Raw genomic sequence first — 15,674 nt, 5'->3', positions numbered from 1 at the left:
AGTTGGAACCGACCGACACACTCGGCCAGTGGATGGCTCATTATCTTGCGGAACGCCTGCAAGATGCCGAAAAAGCTGCAGGCCCGGAGAAGGCTAGCCTGGAACGAGAGCTCTTCGACCTGATCCTCCAGCTCTGGAAGCACCGGGGGAACATACCGGGACATCGGCGCCCGTTTCGTGAAACTGATGACTTGGCCGACAAGCTCCGAACCTTAATCGACCGGTCGCGGCCCTGGTATTTTGATCCCGATGCCAGGGGAGCAAGTCACTCGTCCGGAGGCTGGATTGATAAGGCCCGGACAGTCGATCGCACCGCCCGCGATCTCATCGGTTGTTGCATAAAGCATGCGGTTGCGGAGACGTCTGGAGAGGATGCTGCATGGGCTGACGACAGCGTTGCCCAACAACTGGACGACGGTGAAGATGCCCGACTGGCCAGGGTCCTGTTTACGGACGTCAAGATTCTCTTCGAAGGTGAAACGCCTCAACGGCGCGGTCTCGAACTGAAGCGGCTACGAGATGGAATCGACGCATTGCTAGAAGTCGCAAGCGGTATCCGCCAGGAGCTCGACATTGAGATTACCGCCACCGAGCAAAGTGCGGAAGCAGAGCCGGACGGCGGTACCGCCTAAATCCCCTGCCCCAACACCTCTTCCTTGGCCTCATTCTGGCGGTCGGGGAAGGGAGGGGCGACAGGACGCAGGACGACGTCGAGGAGAGGCTTTGCCTGCGGATCGGCAACAGCAACCCCGACTGCCCCCATTTCCAGGCGATGCACATCGTCGGCAATTTCCTGGGCAACCGCCCTGGGGCCATGGATCAGCAGCCAATAGCGGCGGAAGAATGTGGCGGCGAATTGGGTTTCGGCGAGCAGGCGGCCATAGGATTCGCGGACCGGCACTTTATCCAGCGCCTTGAAGGCATAGCCGTCGAGATGCGCGATTCCGTAATCCTGTCGGCATACCGCAACCGCATCGGGCGCAACGAAGCGGAATTTGTAGCGGCCATAGAACAGGGCGGTCCGGTCAGTATTTCCTGAGAGATCCCCCAGATGATCGTTGGCCAAGGAGAATAGGAGCTTCGACGCTCCGGTCGTCCGTTGGCGGACCAGCTCAGAGCCGAGCTTGTTCACTGCACGCCGCCCCGCTCCGGCTGCCGAGGCATAGGGGGGATTGGCGACAACGACCGAGTCGATGGTTTTTGCGGCCTTCCCAAGGGCGGACGCATAGGTTTGGCGGAGATCCCGGATGGTCATTCCGCTGCCCGCGAAGCAATCGATGGCCGGGACGATGTCTGCCGGCGCCACTTCCGCCATTCGCTTGAGAATTTCGGCTGCCGCAGGGGAAATCTTCCCCTGCTCGGCCAATGCCAGGGTGCCGGACTCCGGATGAGAGCTTTCCCACTCGCTCAGAAAGCGTCGGGCCGCCATCCAGCGCCTCATCATATTGGCGCCGATCCCCGCCGCCTCGGCGGCTTCCGCGATCCAGTCGCCGACTAGGGCATGCCGTTCCCGCCAGGTCGCGGCAGCACAGACGCCCTCGACAGCCTCGGCGGCGACGAGCCACACCGGGCGGGTGCCCGGAGCGCGAATGCGATCCAGGGCTTGGTCACAGGTCAGAAGGTTCATGCCGGTCGCTCAAGGAAGCCTGATCGCAAGGTATCGTCGCGACGCACATGTTGCAACAGAGCTTGCAGGAATGCGGGCTATCGGCGTATGTTGTGCGTCACGTCGCACAAATGAGGCATGTGATGCTGAGCATGGAAGGAGAGCGGGTCAGGCGGGTCATCAGCCGCGCCATGGTCGGCACCAAGGGTCGCTTCCCCAGCGTGAAGAGCGGACGCATCATCCATTGGGAATCCCAACTGGAACGAGATTTCGTCCGCTGCCTGGAGTTCGACGCCGACGTCATTTCCTTCCGCGAACAGGCGTAAGGCGGTGCCGAAATCATCAGGTTCATCCTACGTGCCCTGCAACGGCTCGGGAAATTCCACGATCGTCTTGGGAGGCTTCCCCACGGACTTCCTTGGCCCTCGCGGCGATGTGCTCTTGCCACCCTTACTCTGAACGGCCGCGTGAGGCCGCAGTTCGGCTTCAGCAACGGAGCGGGACACGGCATCAAAGATCGGCTCCAACTGTGCCTTTGCGGATCGAAGCTGAATGGGCTCAATTGAAAGAGCGGCCGCAACGACCTCAAAATCTATCTGGGTGCCTCGGTACGGCGGATACTCCCGTCGCGCAAGCAAACCCACCAGATATCCCCGAAGAGCGAGGGTGACGTCAGAAGGCAAGACAGAAGCGAGGCGGCGCTCGCAGAACAATGTGATCATGTGAGGCGTCAACGATGAACAGGCTAATTGCATCGAATTCTTCCGATTTTTACGGGGCCGCTCCGTTATCAGAGATTCGAATCTCAAGAAATAATTCCGATGGGCTATCAACGGCCTAAGCAGAGGCGCCAAGATTTTGGCGTAGTGATGCAGCCCCGCCACATCGGCATCCATCGCCCTTGCAATGAGCGGCGGCTCGGCCTAGATTTTCTTCGCGCCTTAGATTTTTACCATAACAGGCCTTTATGCCCCCCTGGACCGACCGGAGCCTTCCGTGTCGGTGTTTCGTGTTGGCGGCCCGACAGTCGCGGGGGACGGCGATGATTGACGCCCTCCTGAACTTTGTCGCGAACCAAGCCGAGAACGAGGTGTTCTCCGGTGGACTGGCCCTGGGCTTTCTCGGCGGCGCCTTGGCCTTCGCCACGGCTCTCGCCCGAAATGCCGTTCGCAGACTGGCGTCCCACGCCCTGCCCACCTTGCGGGTCGATGGCCGGACCAAGGCCTTCCGTCATCTCGAAGCCTGGCTGCACGATCATCCCTATACCCGCCGCTGCCGGAACCTTGCGGTGGCCTGTTTCGTCCGGGAGAGTTTCCATGAGCCCGAGGAACAGCCGGTGTGGCTGGTTCCCGGTCCCGGCAGCCATTTGCTGCGGCATCGCGGCGGCTGGCTGCTGCTCCGGCGCGAGGCGGTCGAGGCCGATACGCGGCAGAAGGATCGCGAGGTCATCACCCTGACGGCCCTCAGCCTTCGCCGCGATTGCCTGCGGTCGTTCATGGAGGAACTGGCCACCCGCTATGACCAGCGGGCCAATTCGGTCATCGTCCATGGGCCGTCGGAGTTCGGCGACTGGGAAGAGATCGCCCGTGCAACCCGCCGTCCTCTGTCCTCGGTCATCACCGCTCCCGGTCTGGCGGAATCCCTGCTTCAGGACGCCCAGATTTTCTTGGAGCGTCGCGATTGGTATGCAGAGCGCGGCATTCCATGGCGGCGAGGCTATCTGTTCCAGGGGCCGCCAGGCACCGGCAAAACCAGCCTGATTCGCGCCCTGGCCAGCGAGTTGGACATGGACCTGGCCATTCTCGATCTGGCGTCATCCCGACTGGACGATGCCGCCCTGCGCCGCTATCTGGCCGCGGTGCCGAGCAAAGCCGCCCTGGTGTTCGAGGATATCGACGCGGCGGCTCCGACACGGGAATCGGCCGAGGCCAAGATCACCCTGTCCGGCCTGCTCAATGCCTTGGACGGCGTCGCGGCGGCCGAGGGACGATTACTGTTCATGACCACCAACCATCCGGACCGCCTCGATCCCGCCCTGATCCGGCCAGGCCGCATTGATCGGATCGCTGAGATTGGACCGCTGGGGCCAGCGGATGCGGGCCGCATGGTCCTGCGCTTTCATCCGGAACTGCCCGAACTTGCCCAATCGGTGGAGGCGGCGCTGGCCGGTGGCGGCATTTCGGCTGCCGCTTTGCAGGGGCACCTCCTGATCCACCAGAGCGATCCATGGAGTATCCCGCTGGTTCTTTCCCAGGGTAGAGCAGGCTAAATCTTGATGACCGCCCCCCAAATTTGCCGACCTCAGGTCACACTCGCCTACACGGCTAATGCCAGCTTGAGCTGGTCATGCTCGAAGGCGCTGGCCATACGCCCGATCTCGGACGGTCGAATCTGTAATCGCTGAGCTACTTGGCGCCATTGTGCTACTGCCCAGGCCACCTCGCGGACAATCGAATTGACCTCGGCCAGCGACAGCCCAAAAAACTCCTCTCCGCTTTCGCGCGCCAGGTCAATCGAACAGGTGGCCTCGTCCAAGGAGATGTTGGTGCTCAACACACCCGGTTTGACGTCGCGCGGCACGGGATTGAGATCATAGGCAGGCGACAGCCGCCAGCCTTTGAACTCTGGCTCCCACAGGAAGCCGTGGTTGCGTAGGTGGTCGTCCACGTTGGAAATGAGGATCGACAGCACCATCCGACGGAATAGTTCGCTGGTATCCTGGCCACTCTTGTCGCCGTGCTCCTGCAGCGCCTCGACGAGATAGGGATAGCTGGCGTTCTGCTTGTCACCATCCTTGAGGCCCAGCATGGACATGGCCGACAGGAAAGCACGTCGGTGGCCGGTACCGGTTGCCCGATCAAAGCGGCGCGAAACCAGCACATCCCGCCCAGCGACTTTCTCCAGACGATGGGACGCCACGTCGATCCCCGCCATATCGGCCAGGGTCAGGGCCACCTCTTCCCACGCCTCTATGCTGTAATCGTCGTCCTGCTTGGGAAACTTGGCGATAGCCAGGTGGCCGTCCTTATCAGCAATGGACGCCTTCGGCCGAGCCCCGCCGAGCGACGAACCGGGGGCAAACAGCAGCAACAGATCCTCGTCCGTCTCCTCATCGCGCAGCACCCGCTCCGTCACCGACAACAAGCGAGGTAGTTCAATAAATGGCGGGATTGGCTGACCCGTGGCCAACGGTGCCAGGAACTCCTGTTCACCGGCACGGCGAAAGCGGAGCCCACCTAGGCGCGCCACATCGGTGACGCCAAGCAGATAATCAGCCTCAGTCAGGGTCCTGATTTGGCGCCCCTCTTTGTTCGCCGCCCGTCGCTCTCGCCGCTGCATCAGCCGGCGGCCCCAGGTATCAGGCGCCGAATCACCGATCGAACCGAACATGGAGCGATCGCCAGCCGGCGTGATGATGCCGGGTCCGACATGCAGCGCCGGCTCAATGGCAAACCTCTCGTCATGCTCCCGCCACACGTCGGAATACTCGAACGTCGCGCCGCGCTGGTGAACGCGCAGCGTTCCCACCTTGCAAACCAGGATGCCGGTGTCGATATGGACCTCGATCTGGTTGCTCATGATTCGGACACCTTCTTCCTGGCGCGGATTCGCTTCGGCAGCGCCTCATCCTCCAGCATGGACGCCATGGGATCGTTTGCCACATCGCCCAGCTTGTCGATGAGCCCGAGAGCGTGCATCACCGTGGCATAGATGCCGATGCTGACCGAGGTATCCCCACGCTCCACCTTGGCAAGGGTCTGGCGGGTGATGCGCGCGCGGTCAGCCACCACTTCCATGGGCAGCTTTCGGCGCAATCGGGCCCGCTTGAGATTGGCGCCGATCTGCCGGATCGCGTGCCTGGCACTGAGGGCCGGCTTGTATGCTGATGACGTCATAACGGTAACATATATTGACATTATGCCGCTATAATGTGAAGCATAATTTACATAAAAGCAAGTGCGCGGGCGATGACGAGAGGCCCCAGGCTCAGGCATATCCGGCCAGTGACAAGCCATCTGACATCATTTTCTGACTTGGGAAGATATAGAACCCTAAAAGTAACGTTTTGTAACCGCGACTCATCCACAGGCACGTTGACCCGACCTCATCGCCTTTTCGCTGACGTCATTATTGACCGCATAATCAAAGCAATTTCAATATGTTAGCCCGGGGCGTAGCGCCATCTGGTCGGCCATCCATCGATACGCCGGCAACCACTCCTGTGTCACACGGCGGAAATCTGCAGTGAGTTCTCCGTCGCGCTCCAAGACTGAAACAGCCGCCTCGGCCGCGACCATCCACAGGCGCATCGATTCTGCCCCCGCTGCCTTTGTTTCCAGTGGGTTAGATACAATGACCTTGCATCTTATGGGGCATCCGACAGCGTATCGGGGGACTAGGAACCAGCCAGCCTTGTCGCCAAGTCATTGAAATCACATGATGCGGTCGCCACCCGATTCCGAGGGTGGCACAGATTGGGGCGGCAGGTCCAGCCTTACACTCATCCGCAATATTCTGTTTTTGTTCTTATCAAATCCAGATAAGTCTGGCATTGTCCACAATGGATCGCCCGCCGGCTCGGCTCTCACAAGTGATGAGCGAGCAAGATGCGTCTGGCATCCGCATCCCCCCTATCCCTTCACGCGCACGCGGCTGCGCGGCCTGAGGCTCGCGCGCCGGTCGCATCGCTAAGGATTTGCCATGTCCATCACCCTGAAGATACCATCGGAAGCTCCTATCCCACCGACCCCGAGGACGTCTGGAACGTCAAGTCTGGCCTTTCCGATCTCGGCTATTATGAAGCGCCGGCCACCTATGGCATGACGCCCTGGCCGGACACGCCCATGTTCGAGAGCATCAAGTCCTTCCAGAAGGACCACGACCTCGAGGTGGACGGCATCATGAAGCCCGAGGGGCCGACTCTTGCCTCCATGAACAGGAAACTCGCCCAGGCGGACAATTCTGGCTCCGACGACGGCCAGCAATTGGCCTATAATCCGGCGGCAACCAATCTGCTCGACACGATCCTGCAACGCAGATCGAAAGGCGGTGGAGGCGGTGGCAATTCCTGCCCCGGTGACCGGGGGCCAATGTCCGGAGATGAATGCGATGAGCTGTATGACAAGGACAGCAGCATCTGCCGCTCCCTTCCGCCGGCCCCTCGCATTCGGAACAATTGCTGGTCATCGGCATCCGAGCGTAATGCGGCATGCCGCACCGGCAGGCCCATGCCTCCGCTCAACACCGGCGACTGGCCCTGAAGCTTGGAGGCTTCAATCGAATGGAAGAGTTCGCCGTTGAGGTGACGGCCAAGGGAGCCGATGGCTCCCTTGAACCGTTCCACATCTATGTAGGCGCCCCCGAGGCCATCGATGATATCGTTTCGGAGTGCTTGGTGTGGTGCAGCCTGCTCGACAAGCCAACCCGGATTCGGGGGGGCAGCCTAGCGCAGGCCTATCACCTGGGCTTTCGCTTCGTCGGGCAGATGGTGGGCTATTCCGACCTGACCCTGCTGGACGCGGACGGCAATCCCTTCCAACTGCCCACCCCGCCCGATGGCAGTGAGGAGGAGGCATGAAGACATCCGGCCTTGCCGCCCCCTTCCTCAAGCGTATCACCCTGTTGCCCGAGAAAGTGGAGCTCGGGCGCTTTCCCTTCGGCCACCTCCCGTTCCTGAAGGGGAACGAATTCTCCCTCGGCCTCGGAGCGGCCATCACCATCCTGGTGGGCGAGAACGGCAGCGGCAAATCCACCCTGATCGAGGGCATTGCCGCTTGCGCGGGCTTCCCCATGCTGGGTGGTAGCCGGGATCACCGGCCGGGCGATGAGCCGGGGGCGGGCGCCCTGGGGAGCGCCCTGCGGCTGTCCTGGCTGCCCAAGGTGTCCAACGGCTTCTTCTTTCGCGCCGAGAGCTTTTTCGGTCTGGCCGGCTATCTGGACGAGGTGGGGTCCATGGATCGCCAGGGCGGGCGGGAGTTGCACCGGCAAAGCCATGGCGAGGCCTTCATGGCCATGTTCCGCCACCGCCTGGACTCGTTCGACCGCGCCATCTACCTGCTGGACGAGCCGGAAGTGGCCCTGTCGCCCGCCCGCCAGTTGGCCTTCCTGCGCATCCTGCGCGACTGGCAGCGTTCGGGCCAAGTGCAGGCCATCATCGCCACCCATTCGCCCATTCTGATGGCCTTGCCTGGGGCCGATCTGCTGTCGCTGGACGGCGGCACCATCCATTCGGTGACTTTGCGGGACACCGAGCATTTCCGCGTCACCCGCCGTTTCCTCATGGACCCGGACAAGGCCTTGCGCGAGCTGTTCGATGACGCGTGAAACGTCCCCTTGTCCATGCCCTCAGCGAGCCTTGTCGCGATTGCTTCCGCCCGGTCCGATAACGGAGCTGGCGTCGATGGCATGTGCCAGGCGCTGGCGGAAATCCTCAACACCGACACCAAGTTGGCCTCCGCCCTGGGATACGCTCCATCCAAGCCCCCTCTGACCGCCGGCCAGTTCATGGCGCAGACCGCAACTTGGTGCAAAGCCCATGACGCCGTCGCATTTGCCGTCACGGTGGGAGACGGCAGGGCATTGGGGCTGCTCTCGATCAGTCGTCTGAATGATCCCGACAGGCGCGGGCGCCTTGGCTACTGGCTTGCCAGCGAGCACTGGGGAAAGGGGATCATGCGCGACGTGTTCACCCATTGCCTGGCCATCGCCAAGTCCCATGGACTGAGGAGCATCAGTGGCCGCATCCCCGTGGGCAATGTCGCATCGGAAAGGCTGTGGCTCCGCCATGGGGCGGTCGAGGCCCCGGCCAACGAAGGCCAGGACTTCTCCCTTGCGGGCATAAGCGAAATATGGGGCTGCATTTCGCTATGTCTCGCCCTTGCGCGCTTTGGTGGTTCCCTTTACCGTCCTCTGCGCCCGTCATTCCTGCGTAGAGGTCACTCTCCCCTATGAACCAACAGTCCCTGTCGGCCTTCATTTGGTCTGTCTCTGATCTTTTGCGCGGTGATTACAAGCAGTCCGAATACGGACGCGTCATCCTGCCCTTCACCGTGCTGCGCCGACTGGATTGCGTCCTTGAGACCACCAAGCCCGCCGTCCTGGCCGAGTATCAGGCCAAGCAGGCCCAAGGCATCACCCCTGATCCCTTCGTGCTGCGGGTGGCGGACCAAAGCTTCTTCAACGTCTCGCCCTTGGACATGAAGAAGCTGATGGGCGATCAGGACCACATCAGCCAGAACCTCTACAGCTACATCAACGCCTTCTCGCCCGCCGTGCGCGACGTGTTCGAGCGGTTCGAGTTCCACACTCAGATCGAGCGTCTGGCCAAGTCCGGCTTGCTGTATCAGGTCACCGAGCGGTTCACCCAGGTGGACTTGCACCCCGATCAGGTCAGCAACCACCAGATGGGCCTGGTCTTCGAGGAGCTGATCCGCAAGTTCGCCGAACTGTCCAACGAGACCGCCGGTGAACACTTCACGCCGCGCGAAGTCATCCGCCTGATGGTCAACCTGATCTTCATCGAGGATGACGACGTGCTGTCCAAGCCGGGCGTGGTGCGGACCATCTATGACCCCACGGCGGGAACCGGCGGCATGTTGTCCATTGCCGGTGAGTATCTGGAGGAACACAACCCCAAGGCCCGCCTGACCGTGTTCGGGCAGGAGCTGAACCCCGAATCCTACGCCATCTGCAAGGCGGACATGCTGATCAAGGGCCAGGACGTCTCCAAGATCGTCTTCGGCAACACCCTGTCCGAGGACGGCCATCCCGCCACCACCTTCGACTACATGCTGTCCAATCCGCCGTTTGGCGTGGAATGGAAGAAGGTCGAAAAGGAAGTCCGTAAGGAACACGAAACCCAGGGCTATAACGGGCGCTTCGGCCCCGGTCTGCCCCGCGTGTCCGATGGCTCCATGCTGTTCCTGCTGCACCTGATTGCCAAGATGCGGCCCGTCTCGGAGGGCGGTTCACGCTTCGGCATCGTCTTGAACGGCTCCCCCCTGTTCACCGGCGGCGCGGAGAGCGGCGAGAGCGAAATCCGCCGCCATGTGCTGGAGAACGATCTGCTGGAGGCGATCATCGGCCTGCCCACCGACATGTTCTACAACACCGGCATCAGCACCTATGTGTGGATCGTCAGCAACCGCAAGCCCGAGCACCGCAAGGGAAGCGTCCAACTGATCGACGCCTCGGGCATGTGGCAGAAGATGCGCAAGAGCCTGGGAGCCAAGCGCAAGGAACTGTCCGACGGCCACATCGCCGAAATCACCCGCCTGTTCGGCGGGTTCAAGGAGGCCGAGGCGGACGGCAAGCCCATCAGCCGCATCTTCAAGAACGCCGACTTCGGCTACCGCACCATCACCGTGGAACGCCCGCTGATGGAGAACGGCAAGCCGGTGCTGGGGAGTAAGGGCAAGGCCAAGGCCAAGGGCAAGAAGGTGGCGGATGCCAAACTGCGCGACACCGAGAACGTCCCCCTGTCCGAGGACGTCGAGGTATACTTCAAGCGCGAGGTCCTGCCCCATGTGCCCGATGCCTGGATCGACCACGACAAGACCAAGATCGGCTACGAAATCCCCTTCAACCGGCACTTCTACGTCATCCAGCCGCCGCGCCCGCTGGAGGCCATCGACGCCGATCTGAAGCAGGTGGTGGGCCGCATTCAGGCCATGCTGGAGGAGATCGCGGGATGAGCGACACGGTCATCCTCTACAACACCGAGGACGGCGGCACCCAGCTGCGTCTGAAAGTCCAGGACGGCACCGTCTGGCTGAGCCAAGCCGAACTGGCCGAGCTGTTCCAGACCACCAAGCAGAATGTCAGCCTGCACCTGAAAACCATTTTCCGCGATGCCGAACTGGCCGAGGCTTCAGTCGTCAAGGATTACTTGACAACTGCCGCCGATGGAAAGGCCTACCAGACCAAGCATTACCGGCTGGAAGCCATCCTGGCGGTCGGCTATCGCGTCCGCAGCCCACGCGGCAGTCAATTCCGCCGCTGGGCCACCCATGTCCTGCAGGATTACCTGATCAAGGGCTTCGCCATCGACGATGCCCGGCTGAAGGAACCGGCTGCCGGCCTGGATTACTTCGACGAACTGCTGGAACGTATCCGCGAGATCCGGGCGTCGGAAAAGCGCTTCTATCAAAAGGTCCGCGAGCTGTTCGCCACCGCCGTGGATTACGACAAGACGTCCGAGACCGCCCGGCGCTTCTTCCAGGCCATCCAGAACAAGATGCTGTGGGCGGTCACCGGCCAGACCGCCGCCGAACTGATTCTGAACCGTGCCGACCCGGCCAAGCCCAACATGGGCCTGAACGCATGGTCGGGAACCAAGGTGCGCAAGATCGATGTCGCCACCGCCAAGAACTATCTGGCCGATGCCGAGATGCGCGACCTTGACCGCCTGGTTTCCGCCTTCCTGGATTTGGCCGAGGACCGCGCCGAACGCCGCCAGCAAACCACCATGGCCGACTGGATCGGCTTTGCCGACCAGTACCTGAAGCTGGCCGAACGCGCCGTCCTGACCCATGCCGGCAGCGTCAGCCACGAGAACATGCTGAAGGTCATCGACCAGCGTTACGCCACCTTCGACGCCGCCCGCAAGGCCTCCGACAAACGGGCGGCCGAGGTAGAGTACGAGCAAGACGTCGAATCCGAGCTGCGGGCGCTGGAAAGCGCCGCCAGCCGGTCCAGGAAACCCCTGCCGCCGAACGGCTAAAACACTGGCTGCGAACCGCCCCGCTCTTGCCGCCGTTCCGCCGCCGCAAGCCCCAAAGGACAAGTTGCGCCATGCCATCATTGCCCGCTCTCACCTTTCTCCTGTTCCCACGGGGATAGATGGGGAGTCGGCCAGGGAGGGGGGATGAAATCTTCGGGCAGATGAGGGGGGTGGGCCGCGCTCTCTCCCATTCAGAGGTTTTTTCGGTTCAGTTGAATTCCCGGCGCATCAAAATTGAGTGCGTCGAAGGCTAATCCCGCATGTCTCTTGGGCAGAGGGCGTGCGCCGCAGCAACCTTCCAAAGGGTGTGCCAATCAAAGGGGGGGCGAGGCGCTAGTCGCGCCAGACGCACTCACGCCCATGATAGCGAAGAAATTTTTCAGATGGTTCGTTGCCCTGGATAGACACAGGCCCAATCGCGAAGGTTTTTCCTGTATCCTTTAAGGTGGCAACAGTTGCTTTAAACATACGCTCGCCGACATATCCACCGAAGCTGTTTTTTGCATTCACCGTTCCGCACACTATTGTTATGGTCATGTCAGCGCTAGATAGCTCCTTACTTTTGAAGGCTGTGGAGTATCTTAATTGCGCTGAACCTGGGTCTTTTAGAGTAGCCTTTACTCCTGAACCAACCGCGCTCTCTATAGTTTTGGTCAATTTGACCATGAGATCGCCATTGACGTTCTCTTTTGAATTGGCGGCGGAGGTGCCCACCAAGATTGCCATAATGGTTAATGCAGATAAAAGAGCCGCTTGCATTGATCAATCTCGCCGGTAGGATGGGTGCCGATGGTCGCACCCAGTGGTTGCGTCCGTCAATGTAATGCATTCTGGATTTGCGGCTTGCCACCACTCCTGTCGCCGGCTCGCCGCCGCAAACCAACGCGGAAGCCGAATGCTTAATGGTTTGTTGTTGACCGCTTCTTTCTTACGGTTGGCTTGCGTTCTAAGAGACGCACATGAATGACCACTCCATGGCATGCGGTACTGCCTGTTTTTTCGGCCAAGATCACCTCATACCTATCGCCACGTTCGAGGCTGCGAGTCATTTCGCCAGCCCTCACAGCGGCTATATAGCCTAGCGTTTCGCCGCTCAACCGACAGACCTTTACGGCATCTCCGTCATGCTGGTTTTCGGGCTCCCGAACAAACTCCAGCGTTTCCCCCTCCGATGACCGCCTAATTTGCGCCTGATAGTGAGTTTCTCCAACGATCCCCATGTGCCATTGCTTGATAGCGGGAATGGCTGGATGCCCCATGACGGATCGATTGCCCCATAGGGGGGCGGCAGATTTTCTCCGCCGCCAAAATAATAAATAGGCGCTGGCTAAGACGGCAAGCATGGCTAGAGGTGCCCATTCCATCTACGGAGCCTTTCAATCGATGATGGCGAGCCCAATAAAATCATGAATTAGGTTGCATGGGTACCGTTGCGCACTCTCTTCCACCGATTGTTTTTGCCACTCCTATGCCACTTGGCGCGCTGTTGCCCCGCCGCCTGCACAGTCGGCAAACCGCTAACCCATTGAAAAAGAAACCCCCCGGTTATGCACCGGGGGGTAAAGTCAAACAGGGAGGCTTCACGTCTAGGAGACATGTAGGTTCATGTCCGCCACCGTTCAGCATTATCTGTAGCCGTATCATAAAGCCTTTGCACTGCGCCATGTTCGTGAGTAATCTAGTCCCCAGATGTCCGGGAATGTTCGCAGCAAGCCGGGATATCTGTAGTCCCCATGTAGTCCCCGAAAGCCCCAGGCGACGAGACACGGTAGGCAAGGCGATGAAGAAGAAGCTCACAGACCGCTATTTGCAGACCGTGAAAGCCCCCGAGGCGGGCCGCGTCGAGATTGGCGACACTGAGGCCCCCGGCCTGTTCCTGCGCATCACTGCTACCGGTGTAATGTCGTGGTGTGTCCGGTACTGCCCCAAGGGCGGCAAGCAGGCGCGGGCGACCATTGGCATTTACCGCACTCCCGGCTCGTCCGATCCTGTTGTGTCGCTCTCCGACGCTCGCACGCGGGCAAAGGACATATCCGCCCATGCGGCTAGGGGTGTTGATCTGTTGGCGCGGGAAGACGCTGAGAAGGCTTCGGCGGTGGCTGCCGATGAAATCACCAATCGCACCATGCGCGTGGTGGTGGCGGAATACATCGAGAAGCACTGCAAGCCCAACCAACGGCGCTGGAAGCTGACCGAGCGCATGTTTGAAGCGCATGTTCTGCCGAAGCTGGGCGACAAGCCGGTAAGCGAACTGCGCCGCGCTGATGTGATAGAGCTTCTGGACGATATGCAGCACAAGGGCGGGCTTACCGCTCAAGTGAACCGGGTGCACGCCCAAATCAAAGCGGCGCTCAATTTCGCAGCCGAGCGTGAGTATATCGACGCCAACCCTGCCGCAGTGGTGAAGAAGCAATACAAGGGCGAGAAGCCCCGTTCTCGCGTCCTGTCCGACGACGAGCTTAAAGCCATCTGGAAGACTGCCGATAACTTGAATGAGCCAAGCCGGTCATTAGTCAAAATGTTAATCCTGACCGGGCAACGGCGAGATGAGGTTCGGTGCCTGCCGTGGCCTGAAATTGATCTTGAAGGAAAGCTGTGGACCCTTCCCGCAAGCCGCAACAAAGGCAAGCGTGAACACGTCATTCCTCTGTCGCCCGAAATCTTGGCGTTGTTGGAGGAAAAGAACGAAAAGACCGGCTTTGTCTTTTCCGTCACTGGACGCAAGCCGTATGCGGGCCAAAAGCGGCTGAAGGAAATTCTGGATCGGGATTCCGAGGTGACGGGCTGGACCCTTCACGATATCCGCCGCACCGTTGCAAGCGGCATGGCTGCGCTGAACATCCCCCACGATACCATTGGCCGAGTGCTGAACCATGCCAAGGGCGACGTGACCGCTGTGCACTACAACCGGCATGAGTACCTGACCGAGAAGCGGGCGGCGCTTGAAACATGGGCAAGGCACGTCGCCTATATCGTGGGCGATGGCCGAGACGCCAAGAACATCATTCCGCTTCGCAAGGCGGAATAAAGCGGGCCGGTGCCGTCGAGTAGCATCTCTGCTACTATCAATGGGTCTGAGTGAGCTGTAAGGAGAGTTCCATGCGCCGCACCATCTATGTTTTAGCCTCTGTTCTGCTGCTGGCGTCATGCGCCACCAAACAGGAAACCACCGGAGCGAAATGGGGGGCCATCTGGGCCTCACGCCAAGCCGTTCATCAATCAGACGTTATTGAAGGGGGCCGGCTCTATACCGCCGCACTACAGGCTATTTCCTTCAAGACGGCTGACGACTTTAACCGCACCATTGCCGAAGCCGTTCGGATGGCTGATTCTAAGGCGATGTCCGAGGGGCGGGAAGCCGTTTTGGCTGCCTTCCTTAAATTTATGGAAACCGGCCCAACCCCCCGGATGGTCGATGCATGGTTCGGAGATCGTCAAAGGCTCATTGCCCGGTCTAGAAAGGAAGAGGGGGATAGGCTGTCGGCTCATATTGAACTCGGAAAGAAGGATACGCTCCCCGATGGCTTTCTTGCCGAGCGTTTTCGGCTGATATCATTATCCAGCACATGGGCCGGAGCCGCCGAAGAGCTTATCGACACATGGCGTGATTTCGAGGGGTGGAAATCAGATATGGCAGTTGCAGCCCAACAGGACGCAGAAGATGCTATGCGAATGTCTGCCGCTATGATGATGTTCGGCAATCAGATGCGGCAACAGTCTATGGCTCAACAGCAGATGATGCAGAACTACCAGCCAGCGTATCAGAAGCCTATCCAGTGCAATTCGTACAAGGTTGGTAATACCGTTCAGACGAGTTGCTATTAGAGAGCGGGGATAGGGCGACGGTCCGACAAGCGCGGACCCCGCACTGCGCTTCCCTGCTGGCTGCAGTGGCGCCAAAAGTTTGCCGCGTCGTCAGAATGTTTTTATCTTGCCCGCCTTATTCCGATCCTGTACGAATGAGTCCGTGCTTCGTTTAAGAAGTCTGAGGGTGCATGTCGCCCATACGACCGTCGGACAACAAAGCCATGTGTTTCAACCCCATTGCGGGGCGCGCATGGACTTGTCATCTGACGGTTTTTTTGTGCGCGCTCCGGGAGATTACATCCCATGAGCAAGGCCAACAGCACCGATAGCGCCAAGCGCGCTTTCTCCATTCCCGAATATTGCAAGCTCTACGGCATTGGGCGGACCAGCGCCTACCGTGAAATCACGGATGGCCGTCTGAAGGTTGTCAAATGCGGCGGGAGGACTCTGATCCCCGCCGACGAGGCCGAGCGCTGGCTGGCAAGCCTGAGCGCCTGATTAACGCACCGCTGTGAAGCGGCGCATCCCAAAGAAGGAATC

The 15,674-nt window shown here is 60.3% G+C and carries 17 protein-coding genes; 12 read left to right on the top strand and 5 right to left on the bottom strand.

The window, feature by feature from the left end; translation table 11 throughout:
* Window positions 1-2: 2 nt before the first annotated feature.
* Window positions 3-632 (top strand): hypothetical protein, encoded by a 630-nt coding sequence (locus H261_RS25495; protein WP_008620085.1) that lies wholly within the window; start codon window positions 3-5, stop codon window positions 630-632.
* Here the strand turns inward: H261_RS25495 and H261_RS17375 are convergent.
* The gene (locus H261_RS17375; protein WP_008620079.1) at window positions 629-1,627 is read right to left on the bottom strand and encodes a hypothetical protein; all 999 of its coding nucleotides are present in this window, start codon (window positions 1,625-1,627) and stop codon (window positions 629-631) included. The genes H261_RS25495 and H261_RS17375 overlap by 4 nt on opposite strands.
* A gap of 122 nt (window positions 1,628-1,749) precedes the next feature.
* Between H261_RS17375 and H261_RS17370 the strand changes: the two genes are divergently transcribed.
* Window positions 1,750-1,932 (top strand): PDDEXK family nuclease, encoded by a 183-nt coding sequence (locus tag H261_RS17370; protein ID WP_008620077.1) that lies wholly within the window; start codon window positions 1,750-1,752, stop codon window positions 1,930-1,932.
* A gap of 716 nt (window positions 1,933-2,648) precedes the next feature.
* On the top strand, window positions 2,649-3,875 hold the full coding sequence (locus H261_RS17360) for an AAA family ATPase (RefSeq protein WP_008620073.1): 1,227 nt from the start codon (window positions 2,649-2,651) through the stop codon (window positions 3,873-3,875).
* Between the two features lie 47 nt (window positions 3,876-3,922).
* Here the strand turns inward: H261_RS17360 and H261_RS17355 are convergent, their stop codons facing one another.
* Window positions 3,923-5,185 carry a type II toxin-antitoxin system HipA family toxin gene (locus H261_RS17355; protein WP_008620072.1) on the bottom strand — a complete coding sequence of 421 codons (1,263 nt, stop codon included), beginning with the start codon at window positions 5,183-5,185 and terminating at the stop codon, window positions 3,923-3,925.
* The gene (locus H261_RS17350) at window positions 5,182-5,502 is read right to left on the bottom strand and encodes a helix-turn-helix domain-containing protein (protein ID WP_040476787.1); all 321 of its coding nucleotides are present in this window, start codon (window positions 5,500-5,502) and stop codon (window positions 5,182-5,184) included. Before H261_RS17350 ends, H261_RS17355 begins: the two co-directional genes overlap by 4 nt.
* A 711-nt stretch (window positions 5,503-6,213) precedes the next feature.
* Between H261_RS17350 and H261_RS17345 the strand changes: the two genes are divergently transcribed.
* From H261_RS17345 to H261_RS17320, 6 genes are all read left to right on the top strand, one after another.
* Window positions 6,214-6,867, top strand: a complete 654-nt coding sequence (locus H261_RS17345; RefSeq protein WP_008620070.1) for a peptidoglycan-binding domain-containing protein — start codon at window positions 6,214-6,216, stop codon at window positions 6,865-6,867.
* A gap of 20 nt (window positions 6,868-6,887) precedes the next feature.
* On the top strand, window positions 6,888-7,184 hold the full coding sequence (locus H261_RS17340) for a hypothetical protein (protein ID WP_008620069.1): 297 nt from the start codon (window positions 6,888-6,890) through the stop codon (window positions 7,182-7,184).
* Window positions 7,181-7,930, top strand: coding sequence for an AAA family ATPase (locus H261_RS17335; protein WP_008620068.1), 750 nt, complete (start codon window positions 7,181-7,183; stop codon window positions 7,928-7,930). The genes H261_RS17340 and H261_RS17335 overlap by 4 nt, the downstream gene beginning before the upstream one ends.
* An 81-nt stretch (window positions 7,931-8,011) precedes the next feature.
* Window positions 8,012-8,557 (top strand): GNAT family N-acetyltransferase, encoded by a 546-nt coding sequence (locus H261_RS17330; RefSeq protein WP_008620067.1) that lies wholly within the window; start codon window positions 8,012-8,014, stop codon window positions 8,555-8,557.
* Window positions 8,554-10,299, top strand: a complete 1,746-nt coding sequence (locus tag H261_RS17325) for a type I restriction-modification system subunit M (RefSeq protein WP_008620065.1) — start codon at window positions 8,554-8,556, stop codon at window positions 10,297-10,299. Before H261_RS17330 ends, H261_RS17325 begins: the two co-directional genes overlap by 4 nt.
* On the top strand, window positions 10,296-11,327 hold the full coding sequence (locus H261_RS17320; RefSeq protein WP_008620064.1) for a virulence RhuM family protein: 1,032 nt from the start codon (window positions 10,296-10,298) through the stop codon (window positions 11,325-11,327). Before H261_RS17325 ends, H261_RS17320 begins: the two co-directional genes overlap by 4 nt.
* Before the next feature lie 333 nt (window positions 11,328-11,660).
* Here H261_RS17320 and H261_RS24900 read toward each other — a convergent pair whose 3' ends face one another.
* Window positions 11,661-12,086 (bottom strand): hypothetical protein, encoded by a 426-nt coding sequence (locus H261_RS24900; protein WP_152426933.1) that lies wholly within the window; start codon window positions 12,084-12,086, stop codon window positions 11,661-11,663.
* A gap of 140 nt (window positions 12,087-12,226) precedes the next feature.
* A complete protein-coding gene (locus H261_RS26770; RefSeq protein ID WP_407636096.1) occupies window positions 12,227-12,547 on the bottom strand; it encodes an HIRAN domain-containing protein in 321 nt (106 codons plus the stop codon).
* Window positions 12,548-13,107: 560 nt separating this feature from the next.
* Here H261_RS26770 and H261_RS17310 point away from each other — a divergent pair.
* The 3 genes from H261_RS17310 (at window position 13,108) to H261_RS17300 (ending at window position 15,632) form a co-directional block, all read left to right on the top strand.
* The gene (locus tag H261_RS17310) at window positions 13,108-14,355 is read left to right on the top strand and encodes a tyrosine-type recombinase/integrase (RefSeq protein WP_008620061.1); all 1,248 of its coding nucleotides are present in this window, start codon (window positions 13,108-13,110) and stop codon (window positions 14,353-14,355) included.
* A gap of 71 nt (window positions 14,356-14,426) precedes the next feature.
* Window positions 14,427-15,152, top strand: coding sequence for a hypothetical protein (locus H261_RS17305; RefSeq protein WP_008620059.1), 726 nt, complete (start codon window positions 14,427-14,429; stop codon window positions 15,150-15,152).
* Window positions 15,153-15,437: 285 nt separating this feature from the next.
* Window positions 15,438-15,632: a helix-turn-helix domain-containing protein gene (locus H261_RS17300; protein WP_008620058.1), complete on the top strand. Its 195-nt coding sequence runs from the start codon at window positions 15,438-15,440 to the stop codon at window positions 15,630-15,632.
* The last annotated feature ends 42 nt before the right edge of the window (window positions 15,633-15,674 follow it).

Source organism: Paramagnetospirillum caucaseum, from assembly GCF_000342045.1.
GTDB classification, from domain to species: domain Bacteria; phylum Pseudomonadota; class Alphaproteobacteria; order Rhodospirillales; family Magnetospirillaceae; genus Phaeospirillum; species Phaeospirillum caucaseum.
This window is presented reverse-complemented; position numbering and strand designations above follow the sequence as displayed.